Raw genomic sequence first — 19,318 nt, forward strand, 5'->3', positions numbered from 1 at the left:
CTTGGAAAGTGCCCAAAGTCATGATGGCTTTTCCTCAGGGAAAGCATAAAGTTTTGACAATGAGCTATGATGATGGCAAAACCGCTGATATTAGGCTAGTGGAGATTTTCAATAAGTATGGAATTAAAGGAACGTTCCATCTTAACTCGGGGATGTTTGGTTCAGATGACCGTATATCGGAGAAGGAGGCTGCAGCGCTGTATCGTGGACATGAGGTATCCGCTCACACGTTGACGCATCCTACGATTGCAAGGTGTCCGAAGGAACAAATCATAGAAGAAATCTTCGAAGACAGGAAGAGATTGGAGCATGTGGTCGGCTATACAGTAAGAGGCATGTCCTATCCTAACGGTTCTTACAACAAGATAATAAAAGAGAAATTGCCTTATTTGGGAGTCGAGTACGCAAGAACAGTGCATAGCACGGGGCAATTCGCGATGCCTGACGATTTGTTGGAGTGGGATCCTACATGCCATCATAAAGCGGACTTAATGAATGTAGCGGAAACCTTCGTAAATTTGAATAAAACGCAATATTTGTACATGATGTACGTATGGGGGCACAGCTATGAGTTCGATCAGGATCAGAATTGGCCCTTGATAGAAAGCTTTTGCGAGTTTGTTGGGAACAGGAGAGAGATCTGGTATGCGACTAATATAGAGATCGTGGATTATCTAAAAGCATTTCAAGATCTCAAATTCTCAGCTTCATGTCAATTCGTGTATAATCCCTCCGCGTTATCCGTATGGCTTCAAGTCGACAATCAAATTGTTGAAGTAAAAGGCGGCAGCCAAATCGCATTTACGAGTTAATCTCTGAATTAACAACAAAGCAGCTGTGAAGTTTACTAGGCAGCTGCTTTGTTGTTTTATTTTTCATTGAACTATAGTCGGTGCAGCGCTTTTTTGTATTTGCCGGGACTGCTGCCGTACATCGATTTAAAAAATCGGATGAACGGATACGCATGGTCGTAGCCGATCCGATTGGCGATTTCCCCCATCGTCAAATCCGTCGTAGCCAGCAAATATTGCGACTTCTTCAACCTCTGCGCTTGGATATACTGCAGCGGAGAAACTTGGAAAGCTTGTTTGAACTCTTTGTGGAAGTGGGAGGTGGACAAGTACATCAGCTCGGCCAGTTGAGTCACCTTTATTTTCTCGGCAAGATGCTGCTCCACGTAATCGAACACGGGCTGAAACCGTTGGAACTTCCTTGTATCCTCGAAGCTGCCGATTTTGTACCGGGAGACGGAGAGAACAATTCCCAGCAGAGCGAACATTCGCTGCTTGACCTGCGCCATCTGGTACAAGGATGTGCTGGCGTCGATCGGCTCGGCGTTCATCAAGGCGGTTATTTCGGATTGAAGCCGGCCGATTTTGTTTCCAACGTCTGGAGAGGTGACATAAGGAGCCTCGATAAAGTCGAACAGTTGAAAATGGTCAAAAAGAGTGATGTCCAGATTCAGCCAATGCGTAACGAATTGAGGCTCAAGCATGTCGATTTTATATTTGATATTCGGCGGGATAATCAATCCCTGCCCGGGCTCTACCTTATAGCTCGCATTCCCGAGGTGAAGCAGCAGCGGGCCGTCCATAATTTGGGAAATAAGCGTGAATGGCTGATCGAAACTATGAGAGTTCTTCACTTCAAATCGCGTGGTATTGCCCTTCAAATAAGTGAAATTAAGCGAATTCAGTACCGTGACTAGAAACTGGGGATCAGTCATACTTCATCCGCCTTCTTGGAGTAATACATTTATTATAGTGCAATGCGCAACCGAATCAAACGACATGAAACAGGCTTCGAACAAAGCGTGTATAATATCAGACGATTTGTTATTTCTACCTTCTATTACCCGGTGAGATAATGTTCCCGTGATAGAAATCATGAGGGAGCTGAACCGGAAATGGGCGCTAAACTGAAGATCGGTATTCTGGGCGGAGGGGGCATTCTCACTGCGCATGCCCCAGGCTATACGCGCCTGGCGGATATTTGCGAAGTCGTTGTGGCCGAGACTGACGCAAGCCGCCACAGCGAGATCCGAAGACTGCTGGGCGAGGACGTTGCCATTGTAGGAGATTATACCGAGATTTTGGCCGACAAAAAGGTGGCTGCAGTTGATATTCTTCTTCCGCATTATTTGCACGCGCCTGCGGCAATTGCGGCAGCGGAAGCAGGCAAGCATGTGCTCACCGAGAAGGTGATGGCCCGCAATGTGGAGGAGTGCGATCTAATGATCCAGGCTTGCGAGAAAGCCGGCGTATCGCTTACCGTCTGCCATGACCGACGCTACGATTCCGATTGGCAGGCGCTTAAGCAGGTGGTCGATTCCGGCGAACTGGGCGATATTTTGTTCTGGAAGTTGGAGCACAATCAGAACGTCGTTTTCCCCGAGCGAAGTTGGGTGCGGTCGAAGGAAATGCTTGGCGGAGGTGCCATCATGAGCTGTCTCACCCATCAGATCGATTCGCTCAGATGGTATGAAGGCGAAGTGGATCAGGTGACTTGCATGACGAAGACGGAGCCGGATCGCATGGAGGGGGAAAGCATCGGAGCCGTATTGGCCAAAATGCGATCGGGAGCGTTAGCTATGCTCTCCATTAACTGGTATACGCAATCGCATCACGCACCGGACGGATTATGGTACGAATTCAATCATGTCACCGGCACGAAAGGCGAAGCTTATTATATGAGCGGCAAGGGCACATACGTCAAAATTCATGACGGATCCTCCAAGCAGTTTCACTATGACATGAAGGGCGAAGGAAGCTTCGTCAAGGTGGACGTCAAGAAAGAAATGACAGGCCATCAGCGCTGCATCGAGCAATGGGTGAAAAGCCTGAGAGGCGAACAGGCGGAAATCTTGACCGACGGGACGGACAGCCGTAAAACGGTAGAAGTGGCGGAAGCCGCTTATCGGGCCGAGGAAACGAGGGCGGTAGTCAGCCTCCCCCTGCAACCGGTACGTTGAGAGCGGTAGGCGGACGACTAAAGGAGGACTGGCCTTGAGGATAGGAATCGACAGCTTTACGCTCCGGGAATTGAACCTGAATCCTTATCAGTGTCTCGATTATGCCAATAAACGGGGATTGGAAGGCGTGCAGTTTGGCGGCATGGACGGATTAAGCAGCAAGCGCGATGTAGGTGAAATTCTGCACTTAAGGGATTACGCCGATTCACTCGGAATGTATATCAACGTTTCCGTAGATACGTGCAACCCGTTTCTGTTCCGCCAATCGGAGGAGGAAACGAGAAGCGCAATCGCTCGTGATATTGAAATCTTCGCCAAAGCCGGCTGGCATGAGCTGAGGAGCGTAATCAGCCACAGTGACGAACGATACAAGCACCCCGTTCCGTGGAACACTCATTTATCGAGAAGCTCCGATTTCGTACGAAGTCTGAGACCGGTGTTGGAGGAGTGCGGCAGTCGGATCAATATCGAGAATCACGGCGACTCTACCTTCGATATATTGCACGTCGTTGAAGCCGCCGGCGCGGATATATGCGGCGTATGCCTCGACACCGGGAATACGCTCGTGAATGCGGAAGACCCTGTACTGGCGGCTAGACGGGTTGCTCCCTATACGCACTTGACCCATATCAAGGACGGAATCGTCTTCTTCTCGGCGAACGGGGTCAGCAGGCAAGGAAAAGCGCCCGGCCAAGGGAGTGTCGATTTTGCGAGCATCATTGCCATTCTGGGGGAATATAACCCGGATTTGCCTTTGTCGATTGAAGATCATAAGTGGATTTTTGAATTTCCGGTGTTCGAGCGGGATTGGTTTGCTCCCAATCCGAACTTAACGCCCTATGAATTCGGGCAATTTATCAAGCTGACATGGGAGGTAGAGCAAAAGCTTGCCTCCGGAGAGCTGCCGACAGTCGAGGCATACGAAGCAATACCTTATTTGGAGCAAATGGAAGAAAGGATTGCAAGCGGCGCCGAACATTTGCGGGGGATTCTAGAAAAATTGCAATTGCAAAGCGGCAAATAAAAGCAGGCCCGTCATATACCGAATATGATGGGCCTGCTTTGTATGCAGTAAGCGCTCCCGCCATCGAGCAGTCAAACGGGCCTTCGTCCGCTACGAAGGGATCAAACCCGACGAGTACGCGCAATTGGGGGAATAGACCCAATTCAGCCCTCCCAGGCTTCTCACAAGTTCGAATTGAACTTGGCGAGAAGCCTATTTGTTATGCGTTGCATCGCTCATCGGGCACTTCCGACTTCTAAGAATTGTTATGCAAATCTACAAGTTTTTGACCTGCTGACGACGTTTGGGAGTGTGCTAAAATGAAGGTTACGTCTGAGATACTTGGATCGATAGAGGAGTGACCGAACGATGCAGAACTGGCGAAGCTGGCTCCCGAACACGTTGAAGTACAGACTTTTTATCGCGTATATTACCCTTCTGATGCTGCCTTTGTGCATCGCGATTTATTATCTGTTCCAATACTTCGAAACGACTCGGCAGAACGATATGATCGACCGCATGTCCGAGCGCATGCAGCAGGTGTATATTTCCTTGACGGATATGATGGCCTTTGCCTATAAATCGAATACGATTCTGAGCCAGGACGAAAGCCTGATTCAGATCATGCACAATCCCGACAAGTATGATCCTCTTGAACGAAAGAAAATCGTAGAAAGCAAAATGTTCGGCATCAATAACAGCTTCTTTTTCCACCAGACGGAGCTGTATTTTCGTTTTATCGACCGCAACGGCAACGTATACACCTCCTATGCGCCCAATAACCAGTTAACGAATGAATGGGAAGAATTACAGGAATGGCAAACGAAACTGCAAGCCGGCAGTCGCCCTTACCGCTGGGTAGCGGACGATTCGAACGATGTCAGAAGCAGCCAGGGCAGCAAGCTGCTGAGTTTATATCTGATGCTGAATGACGAGCTGCGCGGCAATTACGGGCTGGCGCGAATCAGCATCAATGTGCAGGAATGGTTTCACAATACGTTAAAAGATAATCCGGCCAATCAGGGGCTGACCATTTTCACCGGACGGGGAGAGACGGTGCTGCAGAACAAGGAGGCCGCTTTCAGTCTGGACAGCATGAAAAGAATTATCTCAGCGCAAATGCAAAACGGCCACTACAAGGATGAACGGACGCTGTCTCTTGTCAATTACAGCTATATTGAAGAGTTGGACTGGTACGTCGTTAGCCAAATGCCCTTAAACGAGCTGCAGCAGGAGGTTCGGCGTTTAAGGCTGATGATCTATATGTTTCTAATTTTTGTAGTAACCGCTTTCATGTTGGTGACTTTCTTTCTGGCGTCGCGCATGACCCAGCCGTTGTCCGTTTTGAAGCGGAGCATGGAGGAAGCTTCGGACAAGAAGCTTAATGTGAAAATATCGATCAACAAAGGCGCAACGGATGAGATTCAATCGCTCAGCGCAAGCTTCAATCGGATGATTGACGACGTTGTCGAGCTCATTGCCAAGCTGAAGCAGGAGGAACGGCAAAAACAGCTGGTTCGTTTTCAAATGCTGCTGTATCAGATGAATCCGCATTTTCTGCTTAACACCTTGAACACGGTCAAATGGATGGCCAGAAAAGAAAAACAGGAGGAAATTTCGGGCATCTGCACTTCGCTGGGCTTAATTCTGGAGGCGAGCCTGAATTCGGATATCGAGCTGATTCCGCTCAAAGACGAGATTCAATTGCTGCGATCCTATGAATCCATTCAAGCGTTTCGATTCCGCGAGCAATTCGCCATCGTCTATGAGACGGAGGAAGCGGTACGTTATGCGCTTGTTCCCAAGCTCAGCCTGCAGCCGCTGGTAGAGAACGCGATCGTCCATGGCTTTAACCGGGTTGAAGGCCACGGCACCATATGGGTCAGGGCGCGAGCGGAAGGAAACGAGCTTATTCTGGAAGTGGAGGATAACGGCATCGGTATGGAAGAAGCGGCCCGCAAGCCGGGAAGACGCAGCGGGCACGGGATCGGGCTGAGTAATTTAAGGGAAAGGGTGCAGCTGCTTTTTAAACAGGAGGGAGCTGTTGAACTGATCTCGGACGGGAGCGGGACTCTGGTAAGGATTCGCTTGCCTTTACTGATTGCAGCGCCGTATTCGCAGGAAGGAGACGACCGGCATGTGGACGATTTTATTGGTGGAAGATGAAGGATTTGTCCGTGAAGCTATCCGGGAACTTCTGGATTGGGAGAGCCACGGGTATTGCGTTGCGGGAGAAGCGGGGAACGGCGAGGAAGCGTTGGCAGCGATTCTGGAGTTGAAGCCCGACGTCGTAATCGCCGATATTGTCATGCCCGGAATGGACGGAATTGAACTGCTGAAGGAAACGCGGAAGGCGGGAATACGCAGCCGTTTTATTATGCTGACGGCCATGAATCATTTCGATTATGCGCGGGACGCCTTGCAATATGGGGCTTCCAACTATTTGCTAAAGCTGTCTTTGAACGATGACGTTCTGCTGGAAAGCCTGGGAAGGATCAAGGAGGAATTGCTAGCCGAACTGAGAGGAGCGGGAGAGGCGCTCTACCCTTTCTATCATCGCATCTGGGCGGGAATTCAAGGGACAGGGGCGGCAGTCCAGGCAAATTTGGCCGAACTAACCTCATCGATGGAGAAATTTCGCAATCTGAGTCTGGATATTGTCGTTGTGCTAAGCGGGGGCGTTCCCGCTAGTCTCGATCAGGCCGGTATATGGCAGGAAGGCTATCTGCTTGTCCAATCCTTTCACGATGCGGGTCAGACGACTTTCTTTTGCTGGAAGTTTCGGAAGAAGGGAGATTCGGCGGAAGGCAACAGTTTGGTTCGTCTGCCCGATGACTGGCTGCAAGCGGTGAACCGATTAAATGGCGATTGGTACGGCCAAGAGGCTTATCCGGCTGCGAGAGAAGGCGTGACACCGATCGAGGAGTTGGAGGTTGAGCTGATCCGCAGTTTTGAAGAACTGAATGAAGCCAAATGCGCGGAGGCGGCAGCGCAAATCTGGGAGGGCATGAAAGCTTCGTCCCTGTCCCATGTGGAAGTAAAAAAACGCGCGACCCATCTGCTGCACATTTTGACGATGCTGGCCGGACGGAAGACGGAGGATGAGACGGAAGTCTATTCGGCTGTAAGCCATGAATCGCTGCTTGCGCATGCGCTGCAAGCCATACGAGAGCTTATTCGGCATAAACGGGAAGAAGATATTAGCTATACGGACCATCCGGAGGTGAACCGGGTGATTCAATATATGGCGGAGCATTACAAGGAAAATATCAAGGTTACGGATCTGGCCAGACTGGTAGCCATTAACGTGGACTACTTGAGCACTGTATTCGGCAAAAAGACCGGCCTGACGCCCATCGCGTACTTGCGAAATCTTCGGATTGAACAAGCCAAGCGTCTGCTGCTGCATTCCAAGCTCAGCGTAGAAGAGATCGCGAGTCAGACCGGCTTTACCGACGACGCGTACTTCATCAAAACGTTTAAGCGACTCGTCGGACAAACTCCCAGCTCCTTCAGGCGAGAGAAAAAGGACTAAGTTTTGTACGGTCAACCTGCAAGTTTCGTCCCTTATAGGCCCATGAGCGAATTGATATAGTTGGGATGAATCAAACACCAGCTTAGGGAGGTTGCAAGAAAGATGAGAAAAGGAAAGCGGTTGGTCACAGGCTTGGCATCGGTTGTAGCGGTATCTCTGATGCTTGCCGGCTGCAGCGGGAACGGAAATAACGGCAATGGAGGAACGGCGTCTTCCGCCGCGCCATCCTCCGCGCCATCCTCAAGCGTCGAGCCCAGCGCAACGGGGAGCGCAGACCCGGTCAAGCTGACCCTATGGGGAGGCGTACCGCCTGAAAACGGCCCGCAGGAGGTCGTCGACAACTGGAACAAGGAAAATCCGGATATTCAATTGGAATACGTGCGGTTCGTCAATGACGACGCCGGCAATCTGAAGCTGGATACGGCATTGATGTCCAGCCAGCCCGTGGACATGTACGTCAACTACGACTACAGCTTATACGAGAAACGGATTAAAGCGGGGAATGCGCTTGATCTGAGCACATTCTCCGATTACAGCGTGGATGAGAAGATGGGCGAAGGCGCCTCTTTCTGGAAAGCGGACGACAAGTACTACGGGGTTCCTACTTCGAAAGGTCCATCGTTAGTCTGGTTGAACAAGGATATGCTCGACGCCAAGGGGCTGCCGGTACCGACGGAATGGGGACTGGACGAGCTTAGAGATTATGCCGCCAAGCTGAAGGATGACAACGTTTGGGGACTGGCGCAAAGCGATTATTATTTCAATGTGCCGATCAACGGCTCCATGAGAAAGCAAAGCTTGCAGTTGACGAACCCGGACGGAACCTCAGCATTCGATAATCCGTTTACGGTTAAAACGCTTCAGGTGTATTTGGACATGATGTTCACGGACAAGAGCTTGATGCCTCACACAGAGCAGATTACCTCCAAGCCTGCCCTGGATCAAATGTTTGTCAAAGGAGAAGCGGCGATGCTGTTCTCGACGAACCAGATTTTCCGTACGACGAACAATCTGACGGAATTTCCGCGGACGTTCAAGGTGGCGGCGGCTCCGGCTCCTAAGGTGGACAAGGATCAAGCCGATTATATTTATGCCGGCGGCACGGGAGACGTCATTTCCATCAATCCTCGCACCAAAAATCCGGAAGCGGCCTGGAAATTCATCAAGTGGTATGCGGACGGCGGAATGCTCCCAATGGCGGCAGGCGGCCGAGTGCCTGCATCCAAGGACTTCCCGATCGATGAGGCCGTTGCCCTTATGTTCAAAGGCGTGGAGGACACGTACGATCTGGAGTCGATTAAGCGGGTTATATTCGGGGACCTTCCGCTGGGTCTCAGCCGTTTGGATCGGAAGACGGGAACCGAGCAGCAGGCTGTCTATGACAACATATTTTCACGCAAGCTGACTCCGGAGGAAGGCGCGAAGGAACTGGCTCGGGTGCATAACAAAAATTTGCAGGAGTCCTCTCAATAAAGTCGCCGGAACCGGAGGGAGACGGGGGTTAGGCGCCGCCTCCCTCTTCGGTGACAGCGGCATGAAGATTCAAACTTACACATGATACAGAGAGAAAGGCGGTGACCGATCGTGAGCTGGATGAAGCGGCAGAGGCTGATTGGTTATGTATTCATTGCCCCCAATCTGATTGGAATGACGGTATTTATGCTCATTCCTGCCCTGTTCTCCTTTTATTTAATGTTTACGGATTGGGTATTCGCTAGCGGGCAAAGCCCGCATTTTGTCGGATTGGATAATTTCAGGATGATGGTGAGGGACGATTTATTTGCTGTATCGGTCAGAAACACCTTACTGGTGTTAATCCCCGTACCGATTTCGATTATGCTCGGATTTCTGATTGCGGTCATGCTTAATAACCGGACTTATTTTCAGAGGACGCTGCGGGCCTTCTTCTTCGCTCCGTATTTCACCAGCGGCATCGCCATTGCATTCGTTTGGATGGTACTGTTTCAGCCCACCAACGGCCCGATTAACGCCTTCTTGCGATCCGTGGGCTTAAGCGAGCCTCCGCTGTGGTTCGCTTCGCCGGATACGGCGATCTATGCGGTGCTGATCATGATGACCGCCGGCGGCGTTGGATACAACATGATTATCTATTTGGCCGCGCTGCAGGAAATGTCCTCGGAGCAGCTGGAAGCCGCCAAGATGGACGGAGCGACGTTCGGGCAGCTGCTGCGTTTGATTATACTCCCGTTGGTCAGCCCGACGACCTTTTTCCTGATGATTACCGGCTTCATCGGCTCCGTCAAAGGCTTTGGCATGATCTATGCGATTACACAAGGAGGCCCTGCCAACAGTACGACGGTTTTCTCTATTTTCGCTTATAAGAAAGCGTTTAACTTTTATGAAATGGGCTACGCCTCCGCCGTTTCGTGGACCATGTTCCTGATCATCCTCGTCATCTCGCTTATTCAGTGGGCTGGCCAGAAAAAATGGGTCCATTACTAACGGAGGGGAAGACGCACAATGAATACAAGAAATGCCAGAGTCATCAAAGAACAAGCGCTTAAAGGCCTCAATACGATCCTCATGGCGCTGGCCAGTCTGCTGCTGCTGTCGCCCATGATCTGGATGATCAGCACCTCGTTCAAAAAAGCAAAGGACGTCTTCACCTATCCGATTCAGTGGATTCCGCTCGATCCGGTGTGGACCAACCATATTAAGGTGTGGACGGCCGGAGACGGATTTCTGCCGTTTTACTTAAACTCGCTGAAAATATCCGTGATTTTGATGATCGGGGCTCCTTTGTTGGCCGCATTTGCCGCCTATGGCTTCAGCCGCATCCCTTTCAAGGGAAGGAACGTTATCTTTCTGTTGTATCTATGTCTGATGATGATTCCGCAGCAAGTGCTGTTTGTGCCGAAATTCATTATGTTTGATTGGATGAAAATCTACAATACCCATTGGGCGCTCATTCTGCCGGGCTTGTTTACGGTATTCGGCGTGTTCATGATTCGGCAATTTTTTATGAGTATCCCCCATGAAATATCCGAGGCGGCCTTTATTGACGGAGCCGGTCATTTCCGGATTTTCTGGCAATTGTTTCTGCCGCTTTCCAAGCCGGTTCTAGCCACCTTCGCGATTATTGATTTTACATGGACATGGAACGATTACGAGAACGCCTTGATTTTCCTGCTCGACAAAAAGCTGTATACGGTACCGCTTGGCATGCAGAATTTTATGCTGGAAGCCGGGGTGGATTACAACATGATGATGGCCGCCGCCACGGCGGGAGTCGTGCCGCTGCTCGTCGTCTTCTTCCTCGGTCAGAAGTATATTATTCAAGGGTTCTCAAGCTCCGCTGTTAAGGGATAGACGATTTAAAGCTATGAAATCGGATATGAAAATCCTTTAAGGAGGAATGAACGGCGTATGCTTAAAAAGTTGGGTGTCATCCTTCTGGTCATTTGTCTGTCAGGCGTCTGGGACGTTATAGACAATGGGAATACGGGCCATGCGTTTGCGGCGGAAGAAACCGACTCCGCTCGTACGGCAGCAGATTTTAATTACGTCATCAGCGATTTCGAGCAAGGAACCGATGATTGGGTTTTTAGTCTCGGCGATACGCCAGCCGTACAGGGAAGCTTCAGCGTGATCGAATCCGTGTATAGCGCCCAAGGGAATTATTCGGGGCAATTATCGGCGGATTTCCGTCAAAGGCCGACAGGCTCGCCGTATGTGCTTATCAAAAAAGACATGGCCGGCCTGGACATGACCCAAATGGCGTTCTGGATCAAAACCTCGGATCTGAAGTCCATACGCATCCGAACTACGGATTCGACGGGACAAACCTTCCAGCAGCGGATGACTTTGCAGGATACATCCGATTGGCAGCAGGTCGTCGTCAGTGAAATGGGGTCAAGCTCGGTAGAGCATTGGAACGGGGCCAACGATGGAGTATGGCATAAACCGACGAACAACATCGCGATCCTGTTCGACCGATTTGACATTAAGAATGGCGCTCTAACCGCTGTGGCGCTGGTCGACCGAATTACGGCCGAAGTCTCTCTGCCAGCGGATTTGCCTAACGTTATCAGCGATTTCGAGCAAGAAAACGATGAATGGATCTTCAGCTTCGGAGATACGCCGGCGGTCAGGAGCAGCTATCAGGCGATCCAATCGGCCGAGAGTTATCAAGGAAGCTATGCAGGGAGAATATTGGCGGATTTCAGCCAAAGCCCTACGGGTTCGCCCTATGCCTCCATCAAAAAAGAGGTAGATGAACTCGACATTGAACGTATGGCTTTCTGGATCAAAACCTCCGATCTGAAGTCCGTGCGTATCCGAACCACCGATTCGACGGGGCAGACGTTCCAGCAGCGGATTACGCTGCAAAATACATCGAATTGGCAGCAGGTTGTGATTAATGAAATGGGCTTACCGTCGTTTGAGCATTGGAACGGAGCCAATGACGGGGAGTGGCATAAACCGGCTGCAGCGATTACGATCCTGTTCGACCGATTCGACGTTAAGAATTCCGCATTAACCGCCACGGTGCTGATCGACCAGCTTACGGCTCAGATCGGCGACTGGCTTCCGGAGCTGAAAATTCAGCAAACTACGCTTGGTAATATATTTCTGGATAGTGAGCCTAGCACCTTTATCGTCAAATCATCCTCTGCAACGATTAATTGGGCCGCTTACGATATTTACGGAGAGCAAGTCGCAGCGGGAAACGAGAATACGAACGCTGGGCAAGCCGGAATTACGGTGCCCTTCCGCAAGTTGGGTTATTTCACATTGGAGGTTTCCGCCGAGCGGCCCGGCAGCGACCCGCTGATACGGAAAACCGCTTATGCGGTCGTTTCTTCGGCGTTGCCTCCAGGCAACGGCGACTCGCCGTTCGGCATCAATACGCATCTGAACAGGATCGCCGGCGGGTGGAGCAAAGAGCTAGCCAAATTAGCTCGGTATATGGGCGCTTCCTTCGTACGGGACGGCGTGGAGTGGATCAGTATCGAGAAGGAAAAAGGCGTCTACACCTTCGAGCCTTCGCCGGAAGACTACATGAGGAAGCTGGCGGAGAACGACCTCAACCTGCTTCTCGTAGGGGCTTTCAACAATCCGTTCTACGACAATAACGGCACGCCCTATACGGATGCGGGAAGAAAAGGGTTTGCCGAATACGTCAAAGCCTACGTAGGGCGATATAAGGATCGGCTTATCGGATTTAACGTCTACAATGAATTCAATGGCGGCTTTGGCAAACGGGGCAACAGTCCCGCCAATTCGCAGCCGGATTATTACTTCAAGCTGATGAAAGAGACTTATAACACAGTCAAGCCGGCCTACCCCGACGTACCGGTTGTAGGCATCGTCTCCGGGGGCATCGATCTGGACTGGATTGAAGGCGTGCTGAAAGGCGTGGGAGAAGGCGCGGATCAAAATGCCGGCCTGAACTATCTGGATGTCGTGTCCATACAGAAATACATGGATCCGAACGCTCCGGACGAAGTGTTCGACAAGCTGGAAGACTTGAAAACGCTGATTAAACAATATAACGACGGCCAGCTTGTGCCGATCTGGGTGACGGAATTCGGTTCGCCGACGCATCAAGCCGCCAAAGGAGTCGATGAGAAGACACAGGCCAATTATTTGCTGCGGGCGTTTGTGTTGGGATTAGGGCATGGAGTGGAGCGGATGTCCTGGTACGATTTAATGAACGACGGGCTGCAGCCCGATTACAATGAAGACAATTTTGGTTTGATTCGGCATAAGAACGATCCGATGGGAGCTTATACCCCCAAACCGGCTTATGCGAGCTATGCGGCCACAAGCAGGATGCTTGCCGGCGCGGCTTTCCAGGAGATCGAATCGTTCGACGGCGCGATCTCCAGTCATCTGTTTGCGAAGGACGGCGAAGCGCTCCGGGTCGTTTGGGCTCAGCAGGAAACCCAAGCCGTGATCGAGACGAACAGCAGCCTGAGAATTACGGATTTAATGGGCAATACGGAGATTTATATGCCGGATAACGGCAAGATTTATATGACATTATCGGGTGAACCTCTCTACATCAAAGGAAGTCTGGACAGGATCGTGCCGGACGATACGTTCGGGGTTGCCGGCGAGCAAGCGGCCATAGGCGACCCGTATACGTTCACCGTAACTATGAATAACGAAGCCGGATCGCAGCAGCTTGAGGCAACGGCGATGATGCAGGAGAGCAGTTATGCCATTGCGGCTGCGCCGGGGCAAACGGCAGAGCTTAAGTTGTCCATCGGCGAGACGCGCGAGGGCTTCCGCTCGGTGGCGGTTTATTTGTTGGACGGAGCGGGCAACAAGATCGGCAAGCTGCGGCATGAGGTTGCAACCGGCGTATCCCACAAGGTGACGATCAGACCGCTGTTTCAGCAGCTGGAAGGGGCATCGACTCAAGTTCTGAATGTAGACGTAGAAAACTTTAGAAAAGCCGCAGGTCTAACTGTCGGCGGCATAACCTGGAAAGTCGGCGGACAGTCCGGCCAAGAGCTCGTCGATACGACGATACCGCCGGGCAGCAAACAGGTCTTCAGCATTCCGCTTAACCCGATTGCGCTTGGAAGGGACCAGCAGGTCTCCGTTCGCATCGAGTTTGCTCAGCAGAAGCCCTATGAGTATGCGGGAAATCTCGGCTTTAACCCGATCAACCGGGGCACGATAGCCATCAATGACCAGATCGAGCCGGCCATTGACGCGAGTACCCCTACGATCGATTTATCGCAAGGAAAACCCGTGCTGCTATCCGGTCATACCGGCACCATTGAATTGAGCGGGCAAGCTTGGCTCCACTATGACCAGGATAATTTGTACATGACCGCCCGAATAAAGGACAGCGTTCATGCGACCCCGGCCTCCGGTGCCGACATCTGGAATAATGACAGCATCCAGTTCGCCTTGTCTGCCGGCATTCCCGGCGAGAGCTTGAGCTGGTATGAGTACGGCGTAGCGGATACGCCCGAAGGTCCGCAAATATACCGCTGGACAACGATGGGAGGATTGCCGGCAGGGCCGGTTCGCAGCGGCCAAGCTGAAGTAACAAGGGATGAAGAGCTGAAGCAGACGATCTATAAACTTGCTCTGCCTTGGTCGGAGTTGACGCCAATCCGGCCTGGACGCGGAGAGCTGATGAGCTTCTCGATGCTCGTGAACGAGAACGACGGCAACGGCAGAAAAGGCTGGATGGAATGGGGCTCCGGCATTGGGCTCGAGAAGAGACCAAGCCAGTTCCGATCGATGCAGTGGATATTCGCGCAGGCCGTTCCAACCGTCCGCGATGCCGCATATACCGTCAAAACCGGTCGGAGCGTGCAAGGAAACCTGCAAGCGGAACAGGCGGAAGGGACGAAGGTTACATTCGAAATCGTAGCTAACGGAACGAAGGGGACAGCCATACTTGCCGATTCGGCGGAGGGCAAATTCGTCTACACAGCGGATGTCGGTGCCTCGGGAGAGGATACATTTACGTTCCGGGTATATGACGGCTATGAATATTCCAATCTTGCGACGGTAAGGATCGAGATTGAAAAAGCGGATGTAACGCCTCCTGATCGGGGCGGATCCGGCGGTAGCCCGAGTTCAAATTCCTCGCATGCGGGGCAATTGGATTTGCGGGGTAAAGCGGCAGGGGAAGTGAGCTTGGGAGAGATCGCCAAGCTGATCATTGCCGAGAATACGACAGACCGAAATCTGAAGCTGTCGCTGCTTGAGCTGGATGAGCAGGAGATCGGCGGCCAGTCCGGTTTGCCGCATCGGGGGATCGGCGCGCTTATTGAAATACGGGGCGAAGGCGAGCAGCAGGAGGTTAAGCTGAATAAACCGATGCTCTTGAGTCTCTCTTTCGATAAGAAGAAGCTGAGAGAGTCTCAATACCCGTCAATCTGGCAGTACGACGAGAAGCAGAAGAAATGGATTGAAATCGGCGGGGAAGTTGAGGGAGATAGAATCAGTGCGGAGATCGGCAGCTTTGGAAAATTCGCCGTGTTTGCCATGGAGCGGACGGCAGAGCAGCCGGAGCCGAAGCAGGATTCGTTGACCGACATTCAAGGGCATTGGGGTAAGGTCTGGATCGACCAAGCCGTGCAGCTCGGGATCGTGCAGGGCTATAGCGATCGCTCCTTCCAGCCGGATAAAACGGTAAGCCGCCAGGAGTTGATCTCCATGCTCGTTCGTGCGCTTAAGCCGTCGAATGAAGCGACAATGACCGACTTTGCAGATCAAACGCAAATCGGCGCATGGGCGGCCGATGCGGTGAAGTCCGCTGTGCAAGCCGGCTGGATTACGGGCTATAGCGATGGCAGCTTCCGCCCTCAGGCCCATATGACGCGGGCCGAGCTGACGGCTGTTATTGTCCGAGCGGCGAATCTGTCGGTGAAGAGCGGCGAGAATACCGGATTCGCGGACGACGAGCGCATTCCGGTCTGGGCTAGAGGCTATGCTGCCACTGCGGCAGAGGGCGGCTTGATCGAAGGCCGCGGAGGCAACCGTTTCGTTGCAGAGGGCTTGGTCACCCGAGCCGAAGCGGCGGTGATGATCGTCAGATTGCTGGAAATAACAACGTCATTAAATTAAATTAATTTATATTAATCTCAAAGACTGGACCGGGAATAAAAACGGAGTCCGAAACGGCATGGGGAAACAACGCCCTGTGCCGTTTCTTTTTTTTGCAGGCAACTCGATTCATCGTCATCTATTGAATTGCAGCATCCGTTAATATAAACTGTGTTGAATCCGCTTACAAACAGAGGTGAACACGAGTGAGGCCGTTAATGCCGTTGAAGCGCACCCCATTATTCGTCTACCAGAAAATCATCATCGTGTTTTTTGTATTGATGATTCCGGCTTACGCTATCCATATCGGAATCAACTATATGGGCTTTTCGTTCGTCAAGAAACAGATTTTGTCTTCCCATCTGGCGAACGCCAATTTTTACGCCGTGCAGTTGGAAAGCTCGATCGATTTTATCCGCGGCCGGCAGTTGGAGTTTCTGAATGATTCCGACTTGCAGAAGCTTGGATTTATGTCCGATTCGCTCGACAAATTCCAAGAAATCATGCTTGTGAAATCCATAGGCGAAAAGTTGGCGACCATACAGAACGCGAGTCCTTACGTCATCAATTCCGGGGTGTATATTAAATCCTACGGCAAGACAATCTCCACGCGAGGCGGAGTGAAAAATTTACCGAATGACGAATGGAGCTCGGTGAAGTCAAGAATGGAATCCGGCATGAACAAGGCGGTGTATTACTCTAAGGACACCATTATTTTCGTCAAATCGTCGAATAACGATAACTTCGTTTCCTACTTGGAACTGTCCGTCAGCCGGTTTCAACAAACGCTTCAGCAGCTCGTCCAAGGAGGCAGCGGCGCAGGGGTAGCGATTATCGACGAACCGTTACGCACCCCAGTGATTTTCGATGAAGCCGACGCTCGGATTATCGGAACGATGATCGAGCAATTGCCCGACAACAAGATCGGGGAAGTGCATGAATATTTGCAGGTCCGGGCGAACGACGAGACTTATTTAATATTGGTAACGGCCCTCCACTCCTATGGGTGGAAATTACTGACCTATGTAACGGAAGAGCAAATTACCGGTCCGCTGAAAAAGTTCAATACGTGGTTTTTCGTTCTGTTCATCGTGTCCTTTATCGTTATCTTCCTGTTTTCTTTCTCGGTTAATCGGATGATTCACAAGCCGCTTTATAAATTGATCCAGTCGTTCCGCAAGACGGAACTCGATCATCTGCATATGTCCGCCCCTCCTCAACGGGATAACGAGTTCGATTACATTTATCGGAGCTTCGACAACATGATGAAGAAGCTTAACGTCTCGGTCCGGCAAAATTATGAACAGAAAATGGCGCTCCAGCAGTCGGAACTGAAGCAGCTTCAGTCGCAAATCAATCCGCACTTTTTGTACAACGGCTTTTATAACATTTACCGCTTCTGCAAATCTGGCGATCAGGAGACCGCCGCGACGTTGGCGCAGAGACTGGCCAGCTACTACCATTTCATCACGAGAAGCGGTTCGGACGAGGTCGCCTTGCGAATGGAGTATCAGAACGCTCTCGATTATTGCGAAATTCAACGGATTCGCTTCTCGAACCGGATCGAGCTTCAATACGACAAGCTGCCGCCTCATCTGCATCCTATTCAAATCCCGCGCCTCATTTTGCAGCCGGTCATCGAGAACGCGTTCGAGCATGCGTTCGAGCATAGCTCGAAAGGCGGCGTCCTGCACGTGCGAGTTGTCGAAGAGAATAGCCGTATCGTTTTCCGTATCGAGGATGACGGCGCTCATTTAACGGACGAACAGATCCGGCTGCTGGAGGAACGATTGAAGATGACTACCGGCGTTTCGGAGAAAACGGGCATTTTGAACGTTAACGGAAGAATCAGGCTTAAATACGGCGAAGAGAGCGGCGTGGCCGTATCGCGAAGCCCGCTCGGCGGTCTTCGCGTTGATGTGATCATACTCGTCCAAGGGGGATGGAAAAATGTATAGAATGCTCATTATCGATGACGAGCCGGCGATCGTGAAAGGCTTGGTGCAATTGTTCTCAGAAAGCGAAATGGAACTTGACGTGTGGGAAGCGACTTCCGCTTACGAGGTTATGGATATCATTCAGCAAGTGAAAGTGGATCTCGTATTGAGCGATATACGCATGCCGGAGATCAACGGTTTGCAGTTGATCGACGAAATCTTATTTTATTGGCCGTCCTGCAAAGTCATCTTTCTGACCGGTTACAGCGAGTTCGAGTATGCATATGCGGCTTTTCAGAAAAACGTGGAGAACTACATTCTGAAGCACGAGGATGACGCCACACTTCTCGCCGCCGTTCAGGCCGTAGTCGATAAGCTGGACGCCGAGATGAAGAACGAGGCGCTGCTCGAGCAAGCGCTAAAGGAGACGGCGTACGTTCAGCCGCTTATCAAGAAGCAGTTTCTGGAGGCGCTGCTCCTTGGGGAACCGCTTCAAGAGCTTCTTTCGCGGGAGCCGTTTTGTTCGTTAACGTTCCGGATTCGCACGGATCTTCCCGTTATTCTCCTATCCGGATTCGTGACGAAGTGGGGAGAGGGAAATAAGCTGCACGCTTACCATTCGATCCAACGCATCTTTACAACGGCGATGACCTCGTTGCTCGCAGCGGAAGAGCTGCTGTTCGACAACTCCGCGCTCGTTTGGTTAATACAGCCGAATCCGGATTCGCAGCGTTTGACGTTGCCGGATCGGACTCCGGATTGGAAGGCCGCAGCGGCGTATTTGAAAGGGATGCTCGAATCGGTGCAGAACTCGTGCCAGGCCACGTTGGGCGTCGACGTATCGTTCATGATTTCCGGGACGGCGTTGTCTTGGAATGAAGTTCATCAAGAGCTGGAGAAGATGAAATCCTGGATCGGCAAAAACGACGGGCTGACGCCAACGATGACGATCGTCGATATGGGAAGTTTGCATAGGAAGGAACCGGTGCAAGGGGAGCATGCGCTCATAGAGAAAATACACCGTTTTATCGATGAGCGCTTGGGCGAGGATTTGTCTCTGATCAAGATGGCCGACGTCGCATTTATGAACCCTTCCTATTTCTCGCGTTATTACAAGCAGCAGACCGGGCGCAACGTTTCCGAATATATTCAAACCTCGAGGTTGAAGGAAGCTAAAGCGATGTTGGCGGACTCGAGATGGAAAGTGCAAGACATTGCGCAGCGCCTCGGGTTCGCGTCCCCCTCCTATTTTGCTATCTTTTTCAAGAAAATGACCGGTTTGACACCGCAGGAATTCAGGGAACGGTTATGAAAACGGCAATGAAGTAAAA

The 19,318-nt window shown here is 51.4% G+C and carries 12 protein-coding genes; 11 read left to right on the plus strand and 1 reads right to left on the minus strand.

Annotated elements, in window-relative coordinates; translation table 11 throughout:
• Positions 1–8: 8 nt before the first annotated feature.
• Positions 9–812 carry a polysaccharide deacetylase family protein gene (locus DFP98_RS08315; RefSeq protein ID WP_116060115.1) on the plus strand — a complete coding sequence of 268 codons (804 nt, stop codon included), beginning with the start codon at positions 9–11 and terminating at the stop codon, positions 810–812.
• Between the two features lie 71 nt (positions 813–883).
• Here the strand turns inward: DFP98_RS08315 and DFP98_RS08320 are convergent, their stop codons facing one another.
• Entirely contained in the window at positions 884–1,726 is an 843-nt protein-coding gene (locus DFP98_RS08320; protein ID WP_116060116.1) for an AraC family transcriptional regulator, read from the minus strand.
• Between the two features lie 180 nt (positions 1,727–1,906).
• Here DFP98_RS08320 and DFP98_RS08325 point away from each other — a divergent pair, with 180 nt between their 5' ends.
• The 10 genes from DFP98_RS08325 to DFP98_RS08370 all read left to right on the plus strand — a co-directional run bounded on the left by DFP98_RS08325 (position 1,907) and on the right by DFP98_RS08370 (position 19,299).
• Entirely contained in the window at positions 1,907–2,971 is a 1,065-nt protein-coding gene (locus DFP98_RS08325) for a Gfo/Idh/MocA family protein (RefSeq protein WP_116060117.1), read from the plus strand.
• Positions 2,972–3,005: 34 nt separating this feature from the next.
• Positions 3,006–3,995 carry a sugar phosphate isomerase/epimerase family protein gene (locus DFP98_RS08330; protein ID WP_181917567.1) on the plus strand — a complete coding sequence of 330 codons (990 nt, stop codon included), beginning with the start codon at positions 3,006–3,008 and terminating at the stop codon, positions 3,993–3,995.
• A 348-nt stretch (positions 3,996–4,343) separates the two neighbouring features.
• Positions 4,344–6,140, plus strand: a complete 1,797-nt coding sequence (locus DFP98_RS08335) for a cache domain-containing sensor histidine kinase (RefSeq protein WP_116060119.1) — start codon at positions 4,344–4,346, stop codon at positions 6,138–6,140.
• Positions 6,112–7,509, plus strand: a complete 1,398-nt coding sequence (locus DFP98_RS38985) for a response regulator (protein ID WP_181917568.1) — start codon at positions 6,112–6,114, stop codon at positions 7,507–7,509. The genes DFP98_RS08335 and DFP98_RS38985 overlap by 29 nt, the downstream gene beginning before the upstream one ends.
• Positions 7,510–7,611: 102 nt before the next feature.
• Entirely contained in the window at positions 7,612–8,982 is a 1,371-nt protein-coding gene (locus DFP98_RS08345) for an ABC transporter substrate-binding protein (protein WP_116060120.1), read from the plus strand.
• A 120-nt stretch (positions 8,983–9,102) separates the two neighbouring features.
• Complete coding sequence (locus DFP98_RS08350; RefSeq protein WP_116060284.1) at positions 9,103–9,972, plus strand: carbohydrate ABC transporter permease; 870 nt, start codon at positions 9,103–9,105, stop codon at positions 9,970–9,972.
• 18 nt (positions 9,973–9,990) lie between these two features.
• Positions 9,991–10,839, plus strand: coding sequence for a carbohydrate ABC transporter permease (locus DFP98_RS08355; RefSeq protein ID WP_116060121.1), 849 nt, complete (start codon positions 9,991–9,993; stop codon positions 10,837–10,839).
• 57 nt (positions 10,840–10,896) lie between these two features.
• Complete coding sequence (locus DFP98_RS08360) at positions 10,897–16,071, plus strand: S-layer homology domain-containing protein (RefSeq protein WP_116060122.1); 5,175 nt, start codon at positions 10,897–10,899, stop codon at positions 16,069–16,071.
• Positions 16,072–16,268: 197 nt separating this feature from the next.
• On the plus strand, positions 16,269–18,008 hold the full coding sequence (locus tag DFP98_RS08365; RefSeq protein WP_116060123.1) for a sensor histidine kinase: 1,740 nt from the start codon (positions 16,269–16,271) through the stop codon (positions 18,006–18,008).
• The gene (locus DFP98_RS08370) at positions 18,001–19,299 is read left to right on the plus strand and encodes a response regulator transcription factor (protein WP_116060124.1); all 1,299 of its coding nucleotides are present in this window, start codon (positions 18,001–18,003) and stop codon (positions 19,297–19,299) included. Before DFP98_RS08365 ends, DFP98_RS08370 begins: the two co-directional genes overlap by 8 nt.
• The last annotated feature ends 19 nt before the right edge of the window (positions 19,300–19,318 follow it).

It is taken from the genome of Cohnella phaseoli (assembly GCF_003386235.1).
In the GTDB taxonomy this organism is placed as follows: Bacteria; Bacillota; Bacilli; order Paenibacillales; family Paenibacillaceae; genus Cohnella; species Cohnella phaseoli.

Bases quoted from the DNA above. Each gene is read 5' to 3' on its own strand.
- DFP98_RS08360 (WP_116060122.1), top strand. From the start codon at position 10,897: ATGCTTAAAAAGTTGGGTGTCATCCTTCTGGTCATTTGTCTGTCAGGC.
- DFP98_RS08355 (WP_116060121.1), top strand. From the start codon at position 9,991: ATGAATACAAGAAATGCCAGAGTCATCAAAGAACAAGCGCTTAAAGGC.
- DFP98_RS08370 (WP_116060124.1), top strand. From the start codon at position 18,001: ATGTATAGAATGCTCATTATCGATGACGAGCCGGCGATCGTGAAAGGC.
- DFP98_RS08335 (WP_116060119.1), top strand. From the start codon at position 4,344: ATGCAGAACTGGCGAAGCTGGCTCCCGAACACGTTGAAGTACAGACTT.
- DFP98_RS08320 (WP_116060116.1), bottom strand. From the start codon at position 1,726: ATGACTGATCCCCAGTTTCTAGTCACGGTACTGAATTCGCTTAATTTC.
- DFP98_RS08345 (WP_116060120.1), top strand. From the start codon at position 7,612: ATGAGAAAAGGAAAGCGGTTGGTCACAGGCTTGGCATCGGTTGTAGCG.
- DFP98_RS08365 (WP_116060123.1), top strand. From the start codon at position 16,269: ATGCCGTTGAAGCGCACCCCATTATTCGTCTACCAGAAAATCATCATC.
- DFP98_RS08325 (WP_116060117.1), top strand. From the start codon at position 1,907: ATGGGCGCTAAACTGAAGATCGGTATTCTGGGCGGAGGGGGCATTCTC.
- DFP98_RS08350 (WP_116060284.1), top strand. From the start codon at position 9,103: ATGAAGCGGCAGAGGCTGATTGGTTATGTATTCATTGCCCCCAATCTG.
- DFP98_RS38985 (WP_181917568.1), top strand. From the start codon at position 6,112: ATGTGGACGATTTTATTGGTGGAAGATGAAGGATTTGTCCGTGAAGCT.